The following is a 20,370-nucleotide window of genomic DNA, read 5'->3' as shown; positions in this document are numbered from 1 at the left end:
AATCCACTGCATTGCCCCATGCCGAGATTTTGACCAGCCTTTGCAAGGCTGCAGCAGTGCAGCTTTGGCCGGGCGCAGGGGGGCGCCCATCAAGATACCTCAATCAATGCGTGCGCCCGCAGCCTGGACGATGCCTTGGTAGCGTTGGCGCTCGGTCTCGATGAAGTGCTTGAATTGCTCTGGGCTGGCTGTGAAGGGCGTGGCCGAGAGGGCCTGCAGCTGGCTGCGCAGCGCAGGCGATTGCAGTGCCTGGGTAACGGCCTGGTTCAACGCGCGGACTTGCTCGGCCGGAGTGCCGGCCGGGGCCACCAGGCCCCACCAGGTGTCCACGGCAAAGCCCGGCAGGCTCTGGGCCATGGGCGGCACGCCCGGCAGCAACTCGCTGGCTTCGAGCGTGGTCACAGCCAGCGCGATGAGCTTGCCCGAGCGGATGTTGGCCGAAGCTGCGGCCAAGTTGTCGAAGTTGAAATCCACCTCTTGCGACAGCAGCGCCAGCTGCGCCGGGCTGGCGCCGTTGTAAGGCACGTGCACGGCGTCGAGTTCGCCCATGCGCTTGAACAGCTCGCCGGCCAGATGCCCGGCGCTGCCGTTGCCGCCGCTGCCGTAGTTCAGCTTGCCGGGATTTTTGCGGCCGTAGGCGATGAGGTCTTGCAGCGAGCCAATGTTCAGCGCCTTGGCGCGCTGGGCATTCATGACCAGCACATTGGGCACGCGGGCGATGGGGCTGACGGGCTCGAAAGCGCTCTGCGCGTCGTAGGGCATTTGCGCGTACAGCCAGGGATTGATGGCCAGCGTGGCCACGGCGCCCACGCCCAGGGTCTTGCCATCGGCCGCGCTGCGCGCCACCTGGCCCAGGCCGATGTTGCCGCCAGCGCCGGGGCGGTTGTGCACGATGGTGGGGCCAATGGCGTCTTTCAGGGCATCGGCCAGGGCGCGCGCCGAAATGTCCAGCGGCCCGCCTGGGGCGTAGGGCACGACGATGGCAGTGGCTTCTTGTGGGCGCGCTGGTGCAGCGTTGTTCTGGGCCTGGGCCAGGCCGGCAGTGCTCAGCAGGCCCAGGCTGCACAGCAGTGCGGGCAGAAGTTTGGCAAGACGCATGGGGTTCTCCTGGATGGGGTGGGCAAAGTTTGGGCGATGGCGGGCGGGCTCAGGGCGTGGCCTCGGCCAGGTCGGCCGCCGTGGTGAAGGCATCGGCGTAGAAATGTTCGGGCGGCAGGCCGCGCTGCTGGGTGTAGCTCTGGCGGGCGCTCTCGACCACGATCGGTGCGCCGCAGGCATAGACCTCGAAGCCGCTGAGATCATCGAAGTCGTCGAGCACGGCCTGGTGCACGAAGCCGGTGCGGCCCTGCCAGTCATCCTCGGGCAGGGCGTCGGACACTACAGGCACGTAGCGCAGCTGCGGCATGGCAGGCAGCAGCTGCTGCAGCCAGTCGTCCAGGTACAAATCCGCAGGCCGCCGCCCGCCCCAGTAGAAATGCACCGGGCGTGTGATGTGCCGGTGCTGGATGTGCTCGAGGATGGCCTTGATGGGCGCAAAACCGGTGCCGGAAGCCAGCAGGATGATGGGGCGATCAGAGTCTTCACGCAGATAAAAGCTGCCGAACGGCCCTTCGATGCGCAGCACCTCCTTTTCCTTCATCTGCGAGAAGACGTGATCGGTGAACAGCCCGCCGGGGAAGTGGCGAATGTGCAGCTCCAGGCGCGGCGCGACGCTTTGCTCGTGCGGCGCGATGGCGATCGAGTAGGCGCGCCGGGCGCCGTCCTTGAGCAGAAACTCGACGTACTGCCCGGCGTGGTATTCAAAGCGCTGCATGGCCGGCAGCTGCAGCGTCAGCTGCATCACATCGTGGCTGCGCTGTTGCAGCGCCTGCACGCGCACGGGCAGCTTGCGGATCGGGAAGGCATCGGCCTGGGTGACCTGGCGCGACTCCAGCACCAGGGATTCTTGCGCCTGCGCCCGGCAGGTGAGGATGTAGCCCTCGGCCTTTTCCTCATCACTCAGCGCCTTGCTGGCGTAGGGCAGCATGTGCACCTGGCCCTGCAGCAGCTTGCATTTGCAGGAGCCGCAGGCCCCATCCTTGCAGCCGTAGGGCAGGCCCACGCCCTGGCGGATGGCGGCATTGAGAACGGATTCATCGGCAGCGACGTCAAAGCGCCGGGCACTGGGCAGCACGGTCACGTGCAGCGCAGAGGAAGCAGTGGTGGTGTTCATCGTTGCGGAAAAGGCCAGGGCAGACGCGCTACCATGGCCGGTTTTGTGCAAACCATGGATGGGAAAGGCCGCATTGTGCCCTTGATTTCACCGGGGAAGATCCGCGCGAATCCAGCCGCCAGGCGCACGCTGCGGGCCGGGATGGACTGCGAGGCGCGAGCCGCAGCAATGGCCGTTGCCGTTGCGGGGGCGAGGGACGGCGCAGCACGGCCCCGGCGCGGTCAGGCAGCTCGGCCAGGCAGGCCGGCAGGCAAGGGGCGCAGTGGCGCGCTGCCGGCGCGCTTCAGGCAGGAGAGGGTGCTGGTGATCGGCTGCGGCGACGTGGGCATGCGCCTGGTGCGCCTGCAAGGCCGCAACGGGCGCTGGCTGGCGCTGACCTCCAGCCCAGGGCGATGCGGCCAGCTGCGCCAGTTGGGCCTGCAAGTGCTGCTGGGCAACCTCGACGAGCCGGCCACGCTGCGCCGCCTGGGCGGGCTGGCCACGCGCCTGGTGTATCTGGCGCCGCCGCCTGCGGCCGGCGCCTCGGACGACCCGCGCAGCCAGGCGTTGTGCCGCAGTCTGCGTCGCGCCTGTAGCCTGCCGCGCTCGGTGGTGTATGTCTCCACCACGGGGGTGTACGGCGATTGCCAGGGCCAGTGGGTGGCCGAGAGTCGCCCTACGGCGCCAGCCAGCGCCCAGGCACGGCGGCGCGTGGCTGCCGAGGCGCAATGGCGCAGCCTGCGGCCATCACACCAACGCCAGCGCGTGCGCGTGGCGCTGCTGCGTGCGCCGGGCATCTACGCCATTGGCCGCCCCCACGGCGACCCACGCCAGCGTTTGCAGGACGGCGAGCCCGTGCTGCAGGACCGCCAGGACGTCTATATCAACCGCATCCATGCCGACGATCTGGCGCGCGCCTGCTGGCTGGCCCTGTGGCGGGCGCGGCCCGGGCGCGTCTTCAACGCCTGCGATGACACTCAGCTCAAGCTGGGCGAATACTTGGACGAGGCCGCCTGCCGCCTGGGCCTGCCGCCGCCGCGGCGCATCACGCGCGCCGAGGCCGAACGGATCTTCAGCGACAGCAAGATGCGCTTTCTGCGCGAATCGCGCCGGCTGCGCAACCAGCGCATCAAGGCCGAGCTGCGCCTGCAATGGCGCTATCCCACCGTGTGGGATGGGCTGGCCCCGCTGTGGACGGCGGCAGGCGCGGCCGGTGCGCCTGGCGGCGCGTAGACAGGCGCTGCATGGTTGTTGAGATTGAGTGTTGTGGCGGTGCTCTCGGTCAAAAAACCGCCACAACTGCTGCCTTGAAAACGCCTGCAAGGTGTCCAGGCCTTGCAAGCATTTTCGCCTTGCATCTGCGGCTTTTGCCTCGAAAAAACCGCTTTGCAAACCCAATCTCAACAACTCCTAGCGCGCCTGCATGGGCTCGTGGCCCTGCGGCTGCAGGGCGGGCGGGCGCTGGCGCGGCACGGTGCTGATGCCACGCTCCGGGGCAGAGGGGCGGCGCGGCTGCCAAGCGTCATCATCGGGCGGCCATCTGCCATGGGGCGGTGCAGGCAAGGGCCGCAGAGGCGGGGGCTCAATCGGAATGTAGATCGGCGGCGGATACAACGGCGGCCAAGGCTGCGGCATCGGCAACACATGTACGGCTGGCGGCGCAGGCGGCAGCTGACCCCAGCCCGAGCCATGCGGCAGGCCCTGGCTCGCAGGCGCAAAGGCCCAGGGCGGCACCACCATCGGCGGTGTGGGAACCGCCGTGTTGCCCGTGGGTGCTGCGTCGGGGCAGATGCGCTTGACCTGGGCCTGCGCTGCATGCAGGCGTTGCAGGCCTTCGCGGTCGTAGCGGCCGTGATCGAGCGTGGCGCGCTCCAACTGCCGGCGGGCCGCACGGCAGGCGGCTGGGCTGGGGGCGGCGTGACGCTGCTGCTCGGCGGCGGCGCGGGCTGCCTCGGCCTGGGCCTGCAGCGCCTCGGTCTCGGCTTGCAGGCGCAAGGTCTGCTGCCTGGCCTGCAGGCGCTGCTGCTCGCGCTCGAAAGCGCGCAGGGCGCGCTCTTGATCGGCTTCGATCTCCTCGGGCGAGCGCGGCGCTTCGATCTGCACCGCCTGCATGCCCGCAGGGCAGTTGCCATCGGTATAGACGATGCGGCCATCACCCGCCGTGCAGCGGTTGACCTGGGCGCTGGCTGGCTGGCTGCACAGCAGCAGCACAGCCAGCCAACCAGCGGACATGCCCAGCCTATGGCGGGCAGCCATGCGCTGGGGTGTGCGGTGGTGTTTCATGGATTTCTCCTGCATGGGCCGCGGCAGGCCGTTTGGCGTGGTGCAGACCTTCCCTAACGCTGGGGCAGCGGCCGCAGCACGCTGCCGCTGGCGGGGCCGGGGCGCTCGGTGTGCGGTTGTGGGGGCTGCGGTTGCAGCCAATGGGGGCTGTGGCCCTGGCCTGGAGACTGGAAAGGCCGATCCAGGGCCTGCTGGGCGTTGCTGGGTGGTGGGTGCGGCACCGAGGGCGGTGGTTTTCGATTGAGCCAGCTCTGCACTCTGGGCGCAGGGCGATGCCCATGCGGATGGCCATGGGGATGCCCATAGCCAGGCGGCGGGACGTAATAGGGCCGACGGTAGCCAGGCCAGTCATAGTCGGGCCCAGGGTAGGGCACGAGGTACGCCGGCTGGCCGTAATACCGCCCGCGGTAGACGGTGCCTGGTGGCAAGCTGTACGCCCCAGGCGGGTAGGCATAGCCGCCCAGGCTGTGGCCGCGCACATGGCCGTAGTGGCCATCGCCGTAATAGGCGCTGTCGTGCACGGCGCAACCGGCCATGCCCAGCGCCAGCAGCGCACAGGCCAGCCAGCGGAGCGAGCGCTGATGCAGGCCGTCGGCTTGCACCGCAGTCGGCAAGGTGGGGAGATGCTGCAAGGGCGATGCAGCAAAGGGCTTGGCAAGTCCATGCAGGGGGCGGGGCATGCAATCACTCCTCGTAATGGCCGCTGTGCAGACTGGGGCGGACTCAGTCAAGCGATGGTGTGGGCTGACCGGCGCTCAACGCATGGCTCGCGCTGCAGGTTGACGCAGGCAACGGCAGCCTGGCGCCTTGGCCGGTGGTGGCTGTCGCGCCGGCACTTACCCGCAGGCGGCCAACGCCTGTGCCAGGTCGGCCTGCAGGTCATCCGGGTGCTCCAGGCCGATGCACAGGCGGATGACGCGTTGGCTGCCCAGTCTGGCGTGGCTGCTGCTCAGTTCGCGGTCGTTGCGCAGGTCATAGGCCATGACCAGGCTGACAGGGCCGCCCCAGCTGTAGCCGATGCGAAACAGCTGCAGGGCTTCGCAGAAGGCGTCAATTTGCTGACTGGACCAGTGCGCGGCAGGCTCGAACGAGAAGATGCCGGCGGCTGCGCCTTCGCTGGCGATGGGGGTAGCGGCGCGCTGGCCGTCGCAGGCCGGGGCTGGCGGCGCATCGGGGGCGCAGATTTGGCGCCAGTGGGCATGGCCGGGGCTGCTGGGCAGGGCCGGGTGCAGCACGCGCGCCACGGCTGGGTGCTGGGCCAGGAACTGGGCCAGCTGGCGGGCGGCGCAGTCTTGCGCGGCGTAGCGCAGGGCCATGCTGGGCAGGCCGCGCAGCACGGATTCGACATCATTCATGCCTACGCCCAAGCCCAGGTGCATGTGGCGGCGCTTGAGGGTTTGCAGCAGCTGCGCGTCGCGGGTGCAAATGCTGCCCATGAGCACGTCGCCGCCACCGTTGGGATATTTGGTCAGGGCGTGCACGCTGATGTCCACCCCCAGCGTGCTGCCGTCCGCGCCGGGCAGTGCAAATGGCGCAAATGCCAGGCCGGCGCCCCAGGTGTTGTCCAGCGCCGTGGTCACGCCGTGCGCGCGGCAGACTTGCAGCAGGCCGAGCAGATCGGGAAATTCCATGGTGACGGAGCCGGCGGCCTCCAGCCAGACCAGACGGGTGCGGGGCGTGAGCTTGCGCTGCAGGTCCTGCGCGTCCAGCGGGTCATAGCAGGCCCAGTCGATGCCGTATTCGGCCAGGCACTGGCGGGCCAGCTCTTTGTTGGGGCCGTAGACGTTGTCGGGCAGCAGCACTTGGTCGCCCTGGCGCAGCAAGGCCAGGTTGACCAGCGAGACGGCCGCCAGGCCGCTGGGCGCCAGCAGGCAGTAGCGGGCGCCTTCGAGGCTGGCCAGGCGCTCCTCCAGCGTGAAGCTGGTGGGCGTGCCGTGCAGGCCGTAGGTGTAGGTGCTTTTGAAAGCCCAGTCGCGCTGGCGCACGGCGGCCATGCTGGGGAAGAAGATGGTCGAGGCCTTGTGCACTGCGGGCTGGATGGCCTCGAACCCGGCCGGAGGCTGGTAGGGGTGGTGCACGATGGCCGTGCTGGAGTGCCAGGCGGGCGAGGCGGACTGCTCGGGGCGTTCGGGGGATTGGGCCATGGCTAGCTGGTGTGGTGGGGGGGATGGAAGGTGGGTGGGCAGGCGTGGGGCCGGAATTTCAGCTGGCCTGCAGCATTTCGTTGTGCAGCATGTGCTCCAGGCTTTCGCGCTGGCGGATCAGGCGGCTGTGCGCGCCATTGACCAGCACCTCGGCCGCGCGTGGGCGGCTGTTGTAGTTGCTGGCCATGCTCATGGAGTAGGCGCCGGCCGAGCACACGGCCAGCCAGTCGCCCGGGGCCACTTGCAGTTGCCGGTCGTGGCCGAGCCAGTCGCCGCTTTCGCACACGGGGCCGACCACGTCGTACTGCTGGGGCGCAGCGGCATGGGCCGGCGCGGCTTGAGCCAGCGGCACGATGGCATGGTAGGCCTGATACATGGCCGGGCGCGGCAGATCGTTCATGGCGGCATCGACGATGCAGAAATGCTTGTCCTGCCCGGGCTTGAGGTAGAGCACCTGCGTGATGCAAACCCCAGCATTGCCCACCAGCGAGCGCCCGGGCTCGACCATGAAATGGCGCTGGCCAAAGCCGCGCGCATCGGCGCGGGCAAACAGTTTTTGCCACAGCGCGTGTGGCGAGGGCGGGGTTTCGTCGCGGTACTGGATGCCCAGGCCGCCGCCGAAGTCGATGTGGCCCAGGGCGATGCCGGCCGCCTCGATGCGCTCGACCAGATCGAGCAGCCTGTCCATCGCATCGAGGTAGGGCGCTTCGGTGGTGATTTGCGAGCCGATGTGGCAATCGATGCCCTTGACCTCGATCCAGGGCAGGCTGGCAGCGTGCTGGAAGGCGGGCAGGGCGCGCTCGTGCGCGATGCCGAATTTGTTGCCTTTCAGGCCAGTGGAGATGTAGGGGTGGGTTTGCGCGTCCACATCGGGGTTGACGCGCAGGCTGACCGGGGCTTTGCGCTGCAGTTGTTGTGCCACTTCGTTGAGCACGTCCAGCTCAGCCTCGCTTTCGACGTTGAAGCAGCCGATGCCGCATTCCAGCGCGAAGCGCATCTCGGCGCGGGTTTTGCCCACGCCGGAAAACACGATACGGCCCGGCTCGGCGCCAGCGGCCAGGGCGCGCTGCAATTCCCCCTGGGAGACGATGTCGAAGCCGCAGCCGCGCTCGGCAAAAAAGCGCAGGATCGACAGATTGGAATTGGCCTTGACGGCGTAGTGCAGGCTGACCTGGCGCCCGGCAAAGCCCTGCTGATAGGCCTGGAGCGCCGCGCCCAGCGCCGCTTGCGAATACACGAACAGCGGCGTGCCATGCTGCTGCGCCAGTGTGTGCAGCGGCACATCTTCGGCGTGGAGCTGACCATCGCGGTAATGAAAAAACGGGGCGCCGGGAAGAGAGGTGCTCATGATCGGGAGTGAAAGTGGCGCCAGTGCGTCTGCGGCAGGCAGCGCGACTGGGTGGCGGGCGAAAGCAAAAGCAAAAGCGCGCGAGAGACGCGCGCTGTGTGGTGTGGGCTCTCCTGGCTCAGCGCTCCAAGGGGGCTGCGCCAGAGGCAGAAGAGGGCGAGGCCGGGGCAGTAGTGGCCTGTGGCGGTGCTGCCTTGCCGGTCTCGGCTTGCGGCGGCGGCAGGTACAGCGGGCCCGACTGGCCGCAGCCTGCCAGCGCCGCAGCCAGCAGGCCGTGGGCACAGGCGCAGATTACAATTTTGCGGATTGAATGCATCCGGGAATTGTAATGACAGACTTGGAATACGCTGATCGCGCCGATGCCCTGCTGCTGCAGGTGGAGCAGGCTTGCGACCGAATCCTCGAAACCACCGATGTGGATCTGGATGCACAGCGCGTGGGCGGCATGGTAACGATCGTGTTCCCCAACGGATCGCAGCTGGTGATCAATGAGCAAAAGCCCTTGCACGAGATCTGGCTGGCAGCCAGCGCAGGCGGCTTTCACTTCAAGTTCGAGCAGGGCCAGTGGCTGGACACCAAAGGCGGCGGCGAGTTCTTCGCGCTGCTCAACCGCTTTGCCAGCGAGCAGGCCGGCACGGCGCTGGACTTTGCAGCGGCCTGAACCAGCATGAGCCGCCCGCGTGGCATTTTGCGGGCTCTTTTGTTTCAGTTGCCTGGAGCTGGATAGCGCACATCCAGCACCAGCAGCCGCTGCGGCCCGGACGGGGTGTGCAGCAGCACCTCATCGTCGATGCGGGCCTTAAGCAGGGCGCGCGCCACGGGCGAGATCCAGCTGATGCGCTGCTGCAGGCTGTCGGCCTCGTCGATGCCGACGATGGTGACGCTGTGCTGCTGGCCGTCTTCGGTCTCGTAATCCACGCTGGCGCCGAAGAACACCTGGTCCTTGCCGTGGTGCACGCTGGCATCAACGACCTGGGCGATCTCCAGCCTTTTGGTGAGAAAGCGCACGCGCCGGTCGATCTCGCGCAAGCGTTTCTTGCCGTAGAGGTAATCGCCGTTTTCGGAGCGGTCGCCGTTCTTGGCGGCCCAGTGCACGGTATCGACGATGCGCGGGCGCTCCTCTTCCAGCAGGGTCTTGAGCTCGGCGTGCAGGCTGGCGTGACCTGCTGGCGTGATGTAGTTTTTCGCGCCAGCGGGCAGCGCCGACCTGGATTGGGCCGGTTCATCCTGTTCGGGCTGCTCGGTGTTTTCCTTGACGAAGGCCTTGTTCATCGGGCGTACCTCACACTCCAATTGCCAATCGGCGATGTTTGCAGGCATTCAAGCCAGCGCTGAGATTTGAAATCCGGCCTGAGCGCCATCGTAGGCCTTGCGTTGCAGCCATGGAAAAAGCCCGCCTGGCCGGAAACAGCGCAAGCGGGCTTTCAAAAATGGCGCGGCTGGCAGGATTCGAACCCACGACCCCTTGGTTCGTAGCCAAGTACTCTAATCCAACTGAGCTACAGCCGCAAAACGATGGGCCTTGTTGCTGGCGGGTGCCGCTAAAAACGGCAGCGCATTGAGCGCAACAAGACTTTGAAAATGGCGCGGCTGGCAGGATTCGAACCCACGACCCCTTGGTTCGTAGCCAAGTACTCTAATCCAACTGAGCTACAGCCGCTGAAAACCGAGATTCTAGCACAGAAAAAACGCTCCTCGGAAAAACAAGGCCTTCAGGCCACGGGCGCTTTTTCGACGCCGATGGTGTGCGCCAGCCAGGGCTTGCGCGCCAGACGTTCGGCCTCGAAGGCGCGGATCTTGTCGGCATGGCGCAAGGTCAGGCCGATGTCGTCAAAGCCGCCCAGCAGGCAGTATTTGCGAAAGGGCAGGATGTCAAAGGGCAGCTCCTCGCCTTGGGGCAGGACGATGCACTGGCGCTCCAGATCGATGGTCAGGGTGTAGCCGGGGAAGGCGTAGACCTCGTTGAACAGGCGATCGACGACGCTGGCCGGTTGCACGATGGGCAGCAGGCCGTTCTTGAAGCTGTTGTTGAAGAAGATATCGGCATAGCTGGGTGCGATGATGGCGCGAAAGCCGTATTGCGCCAGCGCCCAGGGGGCGTGCTCGCGCGAGGAGCCGCAGCCGAAGTTCTGCCGCGTCAGCAGGATGGAGGCGCCCTGGTAGCGCGGTTGGTTGAGCACGAAATCCGGATTGGGCTTGCGCTCGGACTCGGGCACGCCCGGCTGGCCGGGCTGGTCCAGGTAGCGCCATTCATCAAACAGATTGGGCCCGAAGCCGGTGCGCTTGATGGATTTGAGGAATTGCTTGGGGATGATGGCGTCGGTGTCGACGTTTTCACGGTCGAGCGGCGCCACCAAGCCTTGGTGGATGGTGAACTTTTGCATGTCAGTCGGACGAAGGCTTGGCGGCGCGCTGCTGCGCGCGCCAAAGGCGGAATTTGTGCTCGAAGCCCAGCAGGCGGCTGAGCTCGAAAAACAGCAGGCCCAGCAGCATGCTGCCGAACTGCAAGGGCCTGAGCGAAAACAGCGAGCTGAGCAGATCCAGCACCTTGGGGCCGGCTTTGTGGATGGGCACCAGATCCACGGCCGCCAAGACCCAGAGCAGCTGCAGCGGCGCAAGCACGGCCATTAGGTAAATCAAGGCCATGCCGGCACGGCGTAGCCAGGTGATGGGGCCAGGAAACAGATAGGCGTCGAGCAGGTGCGGGTCTTGGCTCAGCAGGGTCAGGCGGTACAGCGGCAGGGCCAGCACGAGCGCGGCCAGCAGCAGAGAGACCAGGGACATCAGCAGGCTCATGAGCCGGCTGATGTCCCAGTAAAGCACTTGCATGATGCTCAGGAACAGCACCAGCAGCGTGGTGCCGGCCGAGAGCATCAGTGCGATCAGGTTGATCGCATAGGCCAGGCGGAACTGGGGCGTGACGCGGATCATGGGCGCAGTACCGGCAAGAAGTGATGGGTCGCAGCCCTCTTTCTGAGAGAGAGGAGGGATGCGACAGGCGTGCCGCCGGGATTACTTGGCGGCGCGTTCGATGGCGCGGCCGCCTTGCTGCACGTCTTGGCCGACGCCTTGCACGGTGTTGCAGCCGGCCAGGGCCAGGGCGGCGACGAGGGTGGCCAGGATGCTGGATGCGATGGTTTTCATCATGATCTCCTTGTGGGGCTGCCTGAACATTTTCTGCAAGGCAGCAGGGTTGTGAAAAAGGCTGGGCAGTTTGTAGCCCAATCGCGCCGGCCAGGCAACTGCCAGGGGCGCTCAATGTGTGTGTTCAATGCGCGCTCAAGGCGCGTTCAGGCAAAGCGCCGGATGTCGACGAAGTGGCCATGGATGGCAGCGGCAGCGGCCATGGCGGGGCTGACCAGGTGGGTGCGCCCGCCGGCACCCTGGCGGCCTTCGAAGTTGCGGTTGCTGGTGGAGGCGCAGCGCTCGCCTGGCTCCAGCCGGTCGGCGTTCATGGCCAGGCACATGGAGCAGCCCGGCTCGCGCCACTCGAAGCCAGCGGCCTTGAAGATCTGGTCCAGCCCTTCGCGCTCGGCCTGTTCCTTGACCACGCCCGAGCCGGGCACGACCATGGCCAGCTTGATGTTGCGCGCCACTTTCTGGCCGAGCTTCTTGACCACGGCGGCCGCCTCGCGCATGTCCTCGATGCGGCTGTTGGTGCATGAGCCAATGAACACCTTGTCCACGAAGATGTCGTGCAGCGGCTTGCCTGGCTCCAGCGCCATGTAGCTCAGCGCGCGCTCCATGGCGCTGCGCTTGACCGGGTCTTTTTCCTTGTCCGGGTCGGGCACGCGGGCGTCGATGCCCAGCACCATCTCGGGCGAGGTGCCCCAAGTGACCTGTGGCACGATCTGCGCCGCATCAAGCTCGACCACCTTGTCGAACACAGCGCCGGGGTCGGAGTGCAGGGTTTTCCAGTACTGCACGGCCTGTTCCCACTCCAGCCCGGTGGGCGCCAGCGGCCGGCCCTTGATGTAGTCGATGGTTTTGTCGTCCACGGCCACCAGGCCGGCGCGGGCGCCGGCTTCGATGGCCATGTTGCACACCGTCATGCGCCCCTCCATGGACAGGTCGCGGATGGCCGAGCCGGCAAATTCGATGGTGTAGCCCGTGCCGCCGGCGGTGCCGATCTTGCCGATGATGGCCAGCACGATGTCCTTGGCGGTGACGCCAGGCGCGGCCTTGCCTTCGACCTTGATGAGCATGTTCTTGGCCTTTTTGGCCAGCAGCGTTTGCGTGGCCATGACGTGCTCGACCTCGCTGGTGCCGATGCCGTGCGCCAGCGCGCCAAAGGCGCCGTGCGTGGAGGTGTGGCTGTCGCCGCAGACCACGGTCATGCCCGGCAGCGTGGCGCCGTTTTCCGGGCCCATGACGTGCACGATGCCCTGGCCCTTGGACATGAAGGGGAAGAAGGCCGCCGCGCCGAATTCGTTGATGTTGGCGTTGAGCGTGACGATCTGCTCCTTGCTGATCGGGTCTTCAATGCCGTCGTAGCCGCGCTCCCAGCCGGTGGTGGGGGTGTTGTGGTCGGCGGTGGCGACGATGGAGCTGACGCGCCAGACCTTGCGGCCGGCCTCGCGCAGGCCTTCGAAGGCCTGCGGGCTGGTGACTTCGTGCACCAGGTGGCGGTCAATGTAGAGGATGGCGGTGCCGTCCTCCTCGGTGTGGACGACGTGCTCGTCGAAGATCTTGTCGTAGAGGGTCTTGTTCATGGGGCGGGGCAATCAGGGGTAGCGGTGGATGTTCTGGGTGCGCAGTAGTGGGCGCGCATTGTAGGTGGCACAGGCCCTCAAGTCTGAACAGGCGGGGCCTGGGCTCGGTGCTGCAAATGCTCGGCCAGCAGGCGGGCCGCTGGTGGCAGGGCCTCGAAATCGCGCGCAATCAGCCAGGACTGGCGCTGCGCCCAGGCGTCGAGCAAGGGCATGGCGCACAGCCCACCCCAGCTTTGCATCAGCGCAAAGGCGCGGTCGGGCATGAGGCCGATGCCCAGGCCGTTGTCGATCATGCGGCACATGGCATCCAGCCCGGTGACCTGGATGCGCTGGCGCAGGGTCTTGCCAGCCGCCGCGGCAGCCTGCCGCATCAACAGGCCGATGCTGCTGTCGCTGTGCAGGCCGACGAAATCGGCCTCCAGGGCCTGCGCAAAGGCCAGGCCAGGCGCGCCGCCAGCGTTGGCCAGCGGGTGGCTGCGTGGCATGACCAGTACCAGGCGGTCGCGGTGATAGGGGCGCGCCTGCAGTGCAGCGGGCGGCTGGCCGGGCGTATGGCAGATGCCCAGGCCTACGGCGCCCTCCTGTACTGCGGCCAGGGTGTCGCGGCTCATGCGCTCCTGCAGGTCGATCTTGATGGCCGGGTGCTGGCGCACGAAGTGGCCCAGGTCTTCAGGCAGGAATTGCACGATGGCCGAGAGGTTGGCAAACACCTGCACATGGCCGCGCACGCCTTCGGCGTATTCCTGCAGATCGCTGTGCAACCGCCTGATTTCGTTGAGGATGCTGCGCGCGTGCTGCAGCAGGTTTTGCCCTGCCGGGGTAGGGCGCACGCCCCGGCTGTGGCGCTGCAGCAGTGGCATGCCAATTTCTCGCTCCAGATCGGAAAGGCGCTTGCTGACCGCGGAAGCGGCGATGAACTCACGCTGCGCCGCATGTCCGATGCTGCCGCTGTCGCAGACGGCCACGAACAATTGCAGCGTCGTCAGGCTGGGCGGGCGCAGCAGGCGGGGAGCGAGGGGCGTGGGCGTCATGGCTTTTGGTATCGCTTTTTGCGAATTTGCTTAATTATTTCCGATAAAAATGCCTTTTGGTTTCGTGGGTTGAGATGCTTTGCTTGACGGCTGGGCATCGCAGCATTGCGCTGCCCGTGGACGCGAGGGGATTTTTGCCGGCTGTTACGTCTGTTGGGGGTGCCGGCCAGATGGCGGCAGTTCACTTTTATCTACAATCGCGCCCTTCATTTTTTTGAAGGGCTTACCGGGGTGGCTGTGCTGCATGCCCCGCAGCCCATTTGATCGATTTGACTACTTCACCAATGAACAATGGACACAGTCTTCTGAAGATTGCCGTGATTTACGACGGCAGCTTCTTCTGGCGCATCAGCAACTACTACCGTTTCACCCACGAGCGCCAAAGCCATTTGAACATTGGCGCGCTGCACAACTACCTGCGCCACCACATCAGCGCCATCGAGAAAGACGGCCTGACCGGGCTGTGCCAGATTGCGGAGGCGCATTTCTTCCGTGGCCGCTTCTCGCTCAAGGCCGTGCAGGCCACCCGCGATCCGCTCAAGCAACTGGAGACGGACCGCTTCCAGGACCAGGTGCTGATGTGGGCGGGCGTGATCCCACACTACCAGCCCATGAACGAGGCGGTCAGCCCGCCGGAGGAAAAAGGCGTGGACATCAGCCTGGCGCTGGAGACCTACGACCTGGCCTTGCACCACCGCTTCGATGTCGTGGTGCTGTTCACCGGCGCGGCCGATTTCTCCCCGCTGGTGCGCAAGTTGCAGGGCATTGGTTGCCGCGTGATGGTGCCTGAGTTCGACCTGCCCAACTACGCCAAGACTTCACAGCGCCTGCTGGAAGAAGCCGCCTACGTGCTGCCGCTGTCGGAGCTGATCGACGGCCACGTGGACGACGAGTACGAAACGCTGCTGGAAGAAGTCTTCCGCTGAACTTGCGGTTTCGGCAGGCCAGGCCTATGGCATAGTGGGCGCGCTTTGTGCGTTTGAAACGGTCGGTGTGCAGCCACAGGCTGCTCACAGACGTTGAGATTTCCAACAGCACCTCACAAACAAGGAGCCCAAAGTGCCGCATACCAAGTTTCACCTTTCGATTTTGCTGGGGCTGACGGCCTGCATCACGGCAGGCAGCGCATGGGCTCAGCAGGATGCGCTGGGGCGCTTGATCGAGGAAAAAACCTCAGCAGGCCAGCACCGGCCCGCTGCCTCAGGGGCTGCCTTGCCTGCAGGCCTTGGCACTGGGCTCGCTGGTACGTTGGCGCCAGGCGGCGCCTTGGCTGGGCTGGGTATGCCCAACCTGCAGGGCACGCCGCTGAGCAATATGGCCGGGGTGCTGGAATATTGTGTGCGCCAGCGCCTGCTGGAGCAGACGGTCCGCGTGACTGGGCTGCGCGACGGCCTGTTGGACCGTGCGGGTCTGGCGCCAGCCACTGCACAGTCACAGGACAGTCACTATGCCAGCGGCCTGGCTGGCCAGCTCATGGGCAGTGGCTCCAGCCTGGATTTCGGCAAGCTGCAAAAAGAATTCAAGGCCAAGGCCTGTGAATATGTGCTCAAACACGCGGCATCGCTGCTCTGAGGGAGCCGCGCACGAATCGCCGCGCCATGTGCCCCATCTCCATCTGCAGCGCATAGGCATACTGGCTACTGAGTTTGCGCAGCGTTTTCTGGCCGTGTCGCTGCCAAGCCGTGCTGCGGGAGGCCATCACCGCAGCCGCTGCTGGAACGCATTGGCCTTGGGCATGGCGGCGGCCTTGGCGCTACCCCAGGCTTGGGCCGAGTCGGCGCAGCCCGATCCGAAAGCGGTGCAGCCAGCGCACATGATGCTGGCCCAGGAATACCGTGGCCAGGCCGTGGCCGGTTGGTTGATGAGCGAGAAGCTCGATGGCGTGCGTGCGTTTTGGGATGGCCGCCAGCTCATTGGGCGTTCGGGTAAAGCCTTCACGGCGCCAGCGTGGTTCACGCAGGGCTTTCCGCCGTTTGCGCTCGATGGCGAGCTGTTTGCCGGCCGGGGCCGCTTCGAGCTGGCCGCAGCGGCCGTGCACAGCAGCGATCCACAGGCCTGGCAGCCACTGCACTATGCGGTGTTCGACGTGCCCAATGCCGCAGGCGGCCTGCTGCAGCGCCTGCAAGTGCTGCGCGACTATCTGGCGCAGAGTGCGGCTACTGCTGCTGCTACTGGGGCCGCTGGGGCTGGGCCGGGCCGCATCCGTATCGTGGAGCAGCGCCCGGTGGCCGATGCGGCGGCGGCTCAGGCCTTCTTGCGCGAAGTCGAAGCCGGCGGCGGTGAGGGCGTAATGCTGCGCCACCCTCAGGCGGCCTATCCGCGCGGGCGCAGCGAGCTGCTGCTGAAGATGAAAAGCGCGCACGATGCCGAATGCGTCGTGGTCGCGCACCATCCAGGCCGGGGGCGTTTGCAGGGGCGGATGGGCTCGCTCAGCTGCGAGAACGCGCAAGGCCGCTTTCGCATCGGCTCGGGCTTTAGCGACAGCGAACGCAGTGCCTCGCCGCCCATTGGCAGCACCATCACCTACCGCTATCGAGGCCTGACCGCCAAAGGCTTGCCGCGCTTTGCCACTTTTGTGCGCATTCGCCCCGCGCAGGGCGATTGAGCGTTTTGCCTGGGGTATAAACGGGCGCTGGCGCTGCCTTGGGGCTTGTGGGTTTCTCTTGCGGGATGCACAGCCAAGGGCCTTGCCAGTCCTGAACATCCCTGCACATGCCCAGCCAGCCCATTGAAGACGCCCCCGCCGTGCCGCACGGCATGGCCCGCCCGCTGTCGCCGCGCCGGCGCGCCTGGCAGCGCTTTCGGCGCAACCGGCTGGGCTACTGGAGCCTGCTGCTGTTTGCCGCGCTGCTGTTGCTCAGCCTGATGGCCGAGCTGCTCTCCAACGACAAGCCGCTGCTGATGCGTTATGAGGGGCGGCTTTACCTGCCGCTGCTGCACAGCTACCCGGAGACCACCTTCGGCGGTGATTTCGAGACCGAAACCGATTACCTCGATCCGCTGATCCTGCAGCGCATCACCAGCGCAGGCAATTGGGCGCTGTTTCCGCCCAATCGCTATGGCCCCAAAACCATCAATTACTACAGCAGCGCCCCGGACCCGGCGCCGCCCTCGCGCGAAAACTGGCTGGGCACGGACAACCGCGGCCGCGACCTGCTGGCCCAGCTCATCTATGGCTTTCGCGTCAGCGTGCTGTTTGCGCTGGCGCTGACGGCCATTGGCGTGGCGCTGGGGGTGGCCGCCGGCGCGGTGCAGGGCTTTTTTGCCGGCAAGGTGGATTTGGTCGGCCAGCGCTTTCTGGAAGTCTGGGGCTCCATGCCTGAGCTGTTTTTGCTCATCATCCTCAGCGCCATCTTCCAGCCCAGCATTGGATTGCTGCTGCTGATTTTGAGTCTGTTTGGCTGGATGGGCCTGTCGGACTATGTGCGCGCTGAATTCCTGCGCAATCGCCAGCTCGATTACGTCAAGTCCGCGCGGGCGCTGGGCGTGAGCAATTGGCAAATCATGCGCCGTCACATCCTGCCCAACAGCATGACGCCGGTGGTCACCTTCCTGCCCTTTCGCATGAGCGCGGCCATTGCCTCGCTGGTGGCGCTGGACTTCCTGGGCCTGGGCGTGCCGCCGGGCACGCCCTCGCTGGGCGAGCTACTCAACCAGGGCAAGAGCAATCTCGACGCCTGGTGGATCGGGGTGTTCACCTTCTTGCTGATGGTGCTGACGCTGCTGCTGCTGACGCTCATGGGCGATGCGCTGCGCGATGCGCTCGATCCGCGCAAGCAGGCCGCATGAGCGGCACTCCAACAGCCCATGCACCATTCACCGATGAGCCAATACTCCAACCAGCAAGCCAATGCCCGCCAGCCGTTGCTCGATGTGCAAGGCCTGAGCGTGGCCTTTGGCAGCCAGCAGGTCGTGCACGGCGTGGATCTGCGCATTGCCCAGGGCGAGCGCCTGGCGCTGGTCGGGGAATCGGGCTCGGGCAAAAGCGTCACAGCGCTGAGCCTGCTGCGCCTGCTCGAAGGCGCGCAGCTGAGCGGCCGCGCACTGCTGGCCGGGCGCGATCTGCTGACCATGGACGAGGCGCAGCTGCGCGCCGTGCGCGGCGGCGAGGTGGCGGTGATCTTTCAAGAGCCCATGACCGCGCTCAATCCATTGATGACGGTTGGGCGGCAGATTGCCGAGGTGCTGCAGCTCAAACAAGGCCTGTCATTGGCTGCTGCGCAGCAGCAGGCCGTGGCCTTGCTGGAAAAAACCGGCATCCCGGAACCCGCGCGGCGTGCGCACAGCTACTCGCACCAGCTCAGCGGCGGCCAGCGCCAGCGCGCCATGATCGCCATGGCGCTGGCCAACCGCCCGGCGCTGCTGATCGCCGACGAGCCGACAACGGCGCTGGACGTGCAGCTGCGCCAGCAAATCCTGCAGCTGCTGGCCGATCTGCAGCGCGAGACGGGCATGGCCATCCTGCTGATCACGCACGACCTGAACCTGGTGCGCCAGTTTGCCGATCGCATCGCCGTCATGCAGGCCGGGCGCATCGTCGAGCAAGGCCCAGTGCAGCAGCTGTTCGCGGCGCCGCAGCAGCCCTACACCCGGCAGCTCATCGGCAGCCGCCCAGTGCGCGATGTCGTCGAAGCGCCCGACAAGCCCCCCGCGCAGCAGGCATCCCAGCCTGCGCCCGCCATCGAGGCGCGCGGCCTGGCGGTGCACTACGAAGTGCCCATCCCCGGTCTGCGCGGCTGGCTGCGCAAGGGGCGTTTTACCGCCGTGCAGCCTATGGACTTCACGCTCGCGCCGCAGCAGACGCTGGCCATTGTGGGCGAGTCCGGTTCGGGCAAGACCACGCTGGCCCAGGCCGTGCTGGGCCTGCTGCCCATGCAGGGGCAGCTGCGCATCAATGGCCAACCCTGGCAACAGCCGGCCATGCGCAACAGCGCGCACAACCAACGATTGCGGCGGCAAATCCAAGTCGTGTTCCAGGATCCGTTCTCGGCCCTGTCGCCGCGCCTGACCGTGGGCGAAATCGTCGAGGAGGGCGCGCTGGCGCACGGCTTGGGCCTGAGCGCGGCCCAGCGCCGGGCCAAGGCCCTGGCGCTGCTGGCCGAAGTGGGGCTGACGCTGGCGCAGTTCCCCCAGCTGCTGGAGCGCTACCCGCACGAATTCTCCGGTGGCCAGCGCCAGCGCATCGCCATCGCCCGGGCGCTGATGGTCGAGCCTTCCATCCTGGTGCTCGACGAGCCCACCAGCGCGCTCGATGCCACCATCCAGCAACAAGTGCTGGCCCTGCTGCAGCGCTTGCAGCGCGAGCGCGGCCTGGCCTATTTGCTCATCACCCACGACGTGGACGTGGTGCGCGCCATGGCCCACCATGTGCTGGTGATGAAAAACGGCCAGGATGTCGAGGCCGGCCCCATCGCCGCTGTGCTGCAGCGCCCGCAGCACCCCTACACCCAGGCGCTTTTGGCAGCTGCTCAGGCCCCGGCGCCGCACCATTCATGAGCTGCGCCAATGCCGCGCAAGGCGGCCTTGGCGTTTGTTATACAATGCGCGGTTTGCAGCGTTTTTGCCCCGCAGCAAAACGGCATGGCTGATGCAGCGCCTGGCTTGCCAGGCTTTTGTTTTGTGGCCCACGCCGCCCACCACCTAAGAGGCTCCGCTCCAAGAAGAGCACCGACCGTGGCAATAGGGCAAGTTTCTTGTTTTCAAAGGAAAACCGCATGTCTACATTCAGCGCAAAACCCGCTGAGGTGCAACATGAGTGGTTTGTGATCGACGCCACCGACAAGGTGCTCGGCCGGGTAGCCAGCGAAGTTGCCCTGCGCCTGCGCGGCAAGCACAAAGCCATTTACACACCTCACGTTGACACGGGCGACTATATCGTCGTCATCAACGCCTCCAAGCTCAAGGTCACCGGCAACAAGAGCCTGGACAAGATGTACTACCGCCACACCGGCTATCCCGGCGGCATCCGCGCCACCAACTTCCGTGACATGCAGGCCAAGCACCCCGGCCGCGCACTGGAGAAGGCCGTCAAGGGCATGCTGCCCAAGGGCCCGCTGGGCTACGCCATGATCAAGAAGCTCAAGGTCTATGGCGGCGCCGAGCACCCGCATACCGCCCAACAGCCCAAAGTGCTGGAAATCTAAGGAGCCTGCAACATGATTGGTGATTGGAACAATGGCACCGGCCGCCGCAAATCCAGCGTGGCCCGTGTCTTCCTGAAAAAAGGCTCCGGCAAGATCGTCATCAACGGCAAGGAGATCGAGAACTACTTCGGTCGCCAGACCTCGATCATGATCGCCAAGCAGCCCCTGGTGCTGACCGACCATGTCGAAACCTTCGACATCCAGGTCAACGTGCACGGCGGCGGTGAATCCGGCCAGGCCGGCGCAGTGCGCCATGGCATCACCCGCGCGCTGATCGACTACGACGAGACGCTCAAGCCCCAGCTGTCCGCTGCCGGCTACGTCACGCGCGATGCCCGCGAGGTTGAGCGCAAGAAGGTTGGTCTGCACTCCGCCCGTCGCCGCAAGCAGTTCTCCAAGCGTTAATTGCTGGTGTGCGGACAAAAGCCATGCTTGGCAACAAGCATGGCTTTTTTTATGCCTTGTGCCCCGCCTTGAATCTTGCTTTGGTGTGTTCCATTCGCGCTCCGTTCAATGGT

The 20,370-nt window shown here is 66.1% G+C and carries 22 protein-coding genes and 2 tRNA genes; 9 read left to right on the top strand and 15 right to left on the bottom strand.

Annotated elements, in window-relative coordinates; genetic code table 11:
* Positions 1 to 99: 99 nt before the first annotated feature.
* Together CLI93_RS02200 and CLI93_RS02195 are read right to left on the bottom strand one after the other, a co-directional pair.
* The gene (locus CLI93_RS02200) at positions 100 to 1,098 is read right to left on the bottom strand and encodes a Bug family tripartite tricarboxylate transporter substrate binding protein (RefSeq protein WP_095541279.1); all 999 of its coding nucleotides are present in this window, start codon (positions 1,096 to 1,098) and stop codon (positions 100 to 102) included.
* 49 nt (positions 1,099 to 1,147) lie between these two features.
* Positions 1,148 to 2,212 (bottom strand): CDP-6-deoxy-delta-3,4-glucoseen reductase, encoded by a 1,065-nt coding sequence (locus CLI93_RS02195; protein WP_095541280.1) that lies wholly within the window; start codon positions 2,210 to 2,212, stop codon positions 1,148 to 1,150.
* A gap of 303 nt (positions 2,213 to 2,515) precedes the next feature.
* Between CLI93_RS02195 and CLI93_RS02190 the strand changes: the two genes are divergently transcribed.
* Positions 2,516 to 3,424, top strand: a complete 909-nt coding sequence (locus tag CLI93_RS02190; RefSeq protein WP_238945696.1) for an NAD-dependent epimerase/dehydratase family protein — start codon at positions 2,516 to 2,518, stop codon at positions 3,422 to 3,424.
* 177 nt (positions 3,425 to 3,601) lie between these two features.
* Here the strand turns inward: CLI93_RS02190 and CLI93_RS02185 are convergent, their stop codons facing one another.
* From CLI93_RS02185 to lptM, 5 genes are all read right to left on the bottom strand, one after another.
* A complete protein-coding gene (locus tag CLI93_RS02185; RefSeq protein WP_172424197.1) occupies positions 3,602 to 4,474 on the bottom strand; it encodes a DUF4124 domain-containing protein in 873 nt (290 codons plus the stop codon).
* 53 nt (positions 4,475 to 4,527) lie between these two features.
* Complete coding sequence (locus CLI93_RS02180) at positions 4,528 to 5,154, bottom strand: hypothetical protein (protein WP_095541283.1); 627 nt, start codon at positions 5,152 to 5,154, stop codon at positions 4,528 to 4,530.
* A gap of 156 nt (positions 5,155 to 5,310) precedes the next feature.
* Positions 5,311 to 6,618: a PLP-dependent transferase gene (locus tag CLI93_RS02175; RefSeq protein ID WP_095541284.1), complete on the bottom strand. Its 1,308-nt coding sequence runs from the start codon at positions 6,616 to 6,618 to the stop codon at positions 5,311 to 5,313.
* 58 nt (positions 6,619 to 6,676) lie between these two features.
* A complete protein-coding gene (gene lysA, locus CLI93_RS02170) occupies positions 6,677 to 7,966 on the bottom strand; it encodes a diaminopimelate decarboxylase (RefSeq protein ID WP_095541285.1) in 1,290 nt (429 codons plus the stop codon).
* A 118-nt stretch (positions 7,967 to 8,084) separates the two neighbouring features.
* Positions 8,085 to 8,282, bottom strand: a complete 198-nt coding sequence (gene lptM / locus CLI93_RS02165) for an LPS translocon maturation chaperone LptM (RefSeq protein ID WP_095541286.1) — start codon at positions 8,280 to 8,282, stop codon at positions 8,085 to 8,087.
* Between the two features lie 12 nt (positions 8,283 to 8,294).
* Here lptM and cyaY point away from each other — a divergent pair, with 12 nt between their 5' ends.
* On the top strand, positions 8,295 to 8,627 hold the full coding sequence (gene cyaY / locus CLI93_RS02160) for an iron donor protein CyaY (protein WP_095541287.1): 333 nt from the start codon (positions 8,295 to 8,297) through the stop codon (positions 8,625 to 8,627).
* A 44-nt stretch (positions 8,628 to 8,671) separates the two neighbouring features.
* On the opposite strand, the gene greB is transcribed toward cyaY, so the two are convergent.
* The 8 genes from greB to CLI93_RS02120 form a co-directional block, all read right to left on the bottom strand.
* On the bottom strand, positions 8,672 to 9,238 hold the full coding sequence (gene greB / locus CLI93_RS02155) for a transcription elongation factor GreB (protein ID WP_095541414.1): 567 nt from the start codon (positions 9,236 to 9,238) through the stop codon (positions 8,672 to 8,674).
* A gap of 159 nt (positions 9,239 to 9,397) precedes the next feature.
* Positions 9,398 to 9,475 (bottom strand) — tRNA-Arg (locus tag CLI93_RS02150).
* A 73-nt stretch (positions 9,476 to 9,548) separates the two neighbouring features.
* Positions 9,549 to 9,626 (bottom strand) — tRNA-Arg (locus CLI93_RS02145).
* A gap of 52 nt (positions 9,627 to 9,678) precedes the next feature.
* Positions 9,679 to 10,350: a 3-isopropylmalate dehydratase small subunit gene (gene leuD, locus CLI93_RS02140; protein ID WP_095541288.1), complete on the bottom strand. Its 672-nt coding sequence runs from the start codon at positions 10,348 to 10,350 to the stop codon at positions 9,679 to 9,681.
* Between the two features lies 1 nt (position 10,351).
* Positions 10,352 to 10,897, bottom strand: a complete 546-nt coding sequence (locus CLI93_RS02135) for a hypothetical protein (protein ID WP_095541289.1) — start codon at positions 10,895 to 10,897, stop codon at positions 10,352 to 10,354.
* An 81-nt stretch (positions 10,898 to 10,978) separates the two neighbouring features.
* Positions 10,979 to 11,110: an entericidin A/B family lipoprotein gene (locus CLI93_RS02130; protein WP_095541415.1), complete on the bottom strand. Its 132-nt coding sequence runs from the start codon at positions 11,108 to 11,110 to the stop codon at positions 10,979 to 10,981.
* 146 nt (positions 11,111 to 11,256) lie between these two features.
* Positions 11,257 to 12,678 carry a 3-isopropylmalate dehydratase large subunit gene (gene leuC / locus CLI93_RS02125; RefSeq protein ID WP_095541290.1) on the bottom strand — a complete coding sequence of 474 codons (1,422 nt, stop codon included), beginning with the start codon at positions 12,676 to 12,678 and terminating at the stop codon, positions 11,257 to 11,259.
* 77 nt (positions 12,679 to 12,755) lie between these two features.
* Positions 12,756 to 13,709, bottom strand: coding sequence for a LysR substrate-binding domain-containing protein (locus CLI93_RS02120; RefSeq protein ID WP_095541291.1), 954 nt, complete (start codon positions 13,707 to 13,709; stop codon positions 12,756 to 12,758).
* 284 nt (positions 13,710 to 13,993) lie between these two features.
* Here CLI93_RS02120 and CLI93_RS02115 point away from each other — a divergent pair, with 284 nt between their 5' ends.
* The 7 genes from CLI93_RS02115 (at position 13,994) to rpsI (ending at position 20,257) form a co-directional block, all read left to right on the top strand.
* Complete coding sequence (locus CLI93_RS02115; RefSeq protein ID WP_095541292.1) at positions 13,994 to 14,635, top strand: NYN domain-containing protein; 642 nt, start codon at positions 13,994 to 13,996, stop codon at positions 14,633 to 14,635.
* Positions 14,636 to 14,768: 133 nt separating this feature from the next.
* A complete protein-coding gene (locus CLI93_RS02110; protein WP_143326312.1) occupies positions 14,769 to 15,281 on the top strand; it encodes a DUF2501 domain-containing protein in 513 nt (170 codons plus the stop codon).
* Between the two features lie 28 nt (positions 15,282 to 15,309).
* Positions 15,310 to 16,314, top strand: coding sequence for a DNA ligase (locus CLI93_RS02105; RefSeq protein WP_238946656.1), 1,005 nt, complete (start codon positions 15,310 to 15,312; stop codon positions 16,312 to 16,314).
* Between the two features lie 107 nt (positions 16,315 to 16,421).
* Positions 16,422 to 17,498: an ABC transporter permease gene (locus CLI93_RS02100; protein WP_238945697.1), complete on the top strand. Its 1,077-nt coding sequence runs from the start codon at positions 16,422 to 16,424 to the stop codon at positions 17,496 to 17,498.
* A gap of 18 nt (positions 17,499 to 17,516) precedes the next feature.
* Positions 17,517 to 19,205: an ABC transporter ATP-binding protein gene (locus CLI93_RS02095; protein WP_238945698.1), complete on the top strand. Its 1,689-nt coding sequence runs from the start codon at positions 17,517 to 17,519 to the stop codon at positions 19,203 to 19,205.
* A 218-nt stretch (positions 19,206 to 19,423) separates the two neighbouring features.
* Positions 19,424 to 19,852, top strand: coding sequence for a 50S ribosomal protein L13 (rplM, locus tag CLI93_RS02090; protein ID WP_095541295.1), 429 nt, complete (start codon positions 19,424 to 19,426; stop codon positions 19,850 to 19,852).
* A 12-nt stretch (positions 19,853 to 19,864) separates the two neighbouring features.
* Positions 19,865 to 20,257, top strand: coding sequence for a 30S ribosomal protein S9 (rpsI, locus tag CLI93_RS02085; protein WP_095538823.1), 393 nt, complete (start codon positions 19,865 to 19,867; stop codon positions 20,255 to 20,257).
* The last annotated feature ends 113 nt before the right edge of the window (positions 20,258 to 20,370 follow it).

The sequence above is a fragment of the Vandammella animalimorsus genome (assembly GCF_002288875.1).
In the GTDB taxonomy this organism is placed as follows: domain Bacteria; phylum Pseudomonadota; class Gammaproteobacteria; order Burkholderiales; family Burkholderiaceae_C; genus Lampropedia; species Lampropedia animalimorsus.
The sequence above is the reverse complement of the archived record's forward strand: the minus strand, read 5'-3'. Positions and strand labels throughout refer to the sequence as shown.

What these genes read in the sequence shown, in the direction of transcription:
- CLI93_RS02120 (WP_095541291.1), bottom strand. Translation starts at nt 13,709, where the DNA reads ATGACGCCCACGCCCCTCGCTCCCCGCCTGCTGCGCCCGCCCAGCCTG.
- CLI93_RS02130 (WP_095541415.1), bottom strand. Translation starts at nt 11,110, where the DNA reads ATGAAAACCATCGCATCCAGCATCCTGGCCACCCTCGTCGCCGCCCTG.
- CLI93_RS02095 (WP_238945698.1), top strand. Translation starts at nt 17,517, where the DNA reads ATGCACCATTCACCGATGAGCCAATACTCCAACCAGCAAGCCAATGCC.
- cyaY (WP_095541287.1), top strand. Translation starts at nt 8,295, where the DNA reads ATGACAGACTTGGAATACGCTGATCGCGCCGATGCCCTGCTGCTGCAG.
- leuC (WP_095541290.1), bottom strand. Translation starts at nt 12,678, where the DNA reads ATGAACAAGACCCTCTACGACAAGATCTTCGACGAGCACGTCGTCCAC.
- CLI93_RS02175 (WP_095541284.1), bottom strand. Translation starts at nt 6,618, where the DNA reads ATGGCCCAATCCCCCGAACGCCCCGAGCAGTCCGCCTCGCCCGCCTGG.
- greB (WP_095541414.1), bottom strand. Translation starts at nt 9,238, where the DNA reads ATGAACAAGGCCTTCGTCAAGGAAAACACCGAGCAGCCCGAACAGGAT.
- rplM (WP_095541295.1), top strand. Translation starts at nt 19,424, where the DNA reads ATGTCTACATTCAGCGCAAAACCCGCTGAGGTGCAACATGAGTGGTTT.
- CLI93_RS02200 (WP_095541279.1), bottom strand. Translation starts at nt 1,098, where the DNA reads ATGCGTCTTGCCAAACTTCTGCCCGCACTGCTGTGCAGCCTGGGCCTG.
- lysA (WP_095541285.1), bottom strand. Translation starts at nt 7,966, where the DNA reads ATGAGCACCTCTCTTCCCGGCGCCCCGTTTTTTCATTACCGCGATGGT.
- CLI93_RS02180 (WP_095541283.1), bottom strand. Translation starts at nt 5,154, where the DNA reads ATGCCCCGCCCCCTGCATGGACTTGCCAAGCCCTTTGCTGCATCGCCC.
- rpsI (WP_095538823.1), top strand. Translation starts at nt 19,865, where the DNA reads ATGATTGGTGATTGGAACAATGGCACCGGCCGCCGCAAATCCAGCGTG.
- lptM (WP_095541286.1), bottom strand. Translation starts at nt 8,282, where the DNA reads ATGCATTCAATCCGCAAAATTGTAATCTGCGCCTGTGCCCACGGCCTG.
- CLI93_RS02100 (WP_238945697.1), top strand. Translation starts at nt 16,422, where the DNA reads ATGCCCAGCCAGCCCATTGAAGACGCCCCCGCCGTGCCGCACGGCATG.
- CLI93_RS02135 (WP_095541289.1), bottom strand. Translation starts at nt 10,897, where the DNA reads ATGATCCGCGTCACGCCCCAGTTCCGCCTGGCCTATGCGATCAACCTG.
- leuD (WP_095541288.1), bottom strand. Translation starts at nt 10,350, where the DNA reads ATGCAAAAGTTCACCATCCACCAAGGCTTGGTGGCGCCGCTCGACCGT.
- CLI93_RS02185 (WP_172424197.1), bottom strand. Translation starts at nt 4,474, where the DNA reads ATGAAACACCACCGCACACCCCAGCGCATGGCTGCCCGCCATAGGCTG.
- CLI93_RS02115 (WP_095541292.1), top strand. Translation starts at nt 13,994, where the DNA reads ATGAACAATGGACACAGTCTTCTGAAGATTGCCGTGATTTACGACGGC.
- CLI93_RS02195 (WP_095541280.1), bottom strand. Translation starts at nt 2,212, where the DNA reads ATGAACACCACCACTGCTTCCTCTGCGCTGCACGTGACCGTGCTGCCC.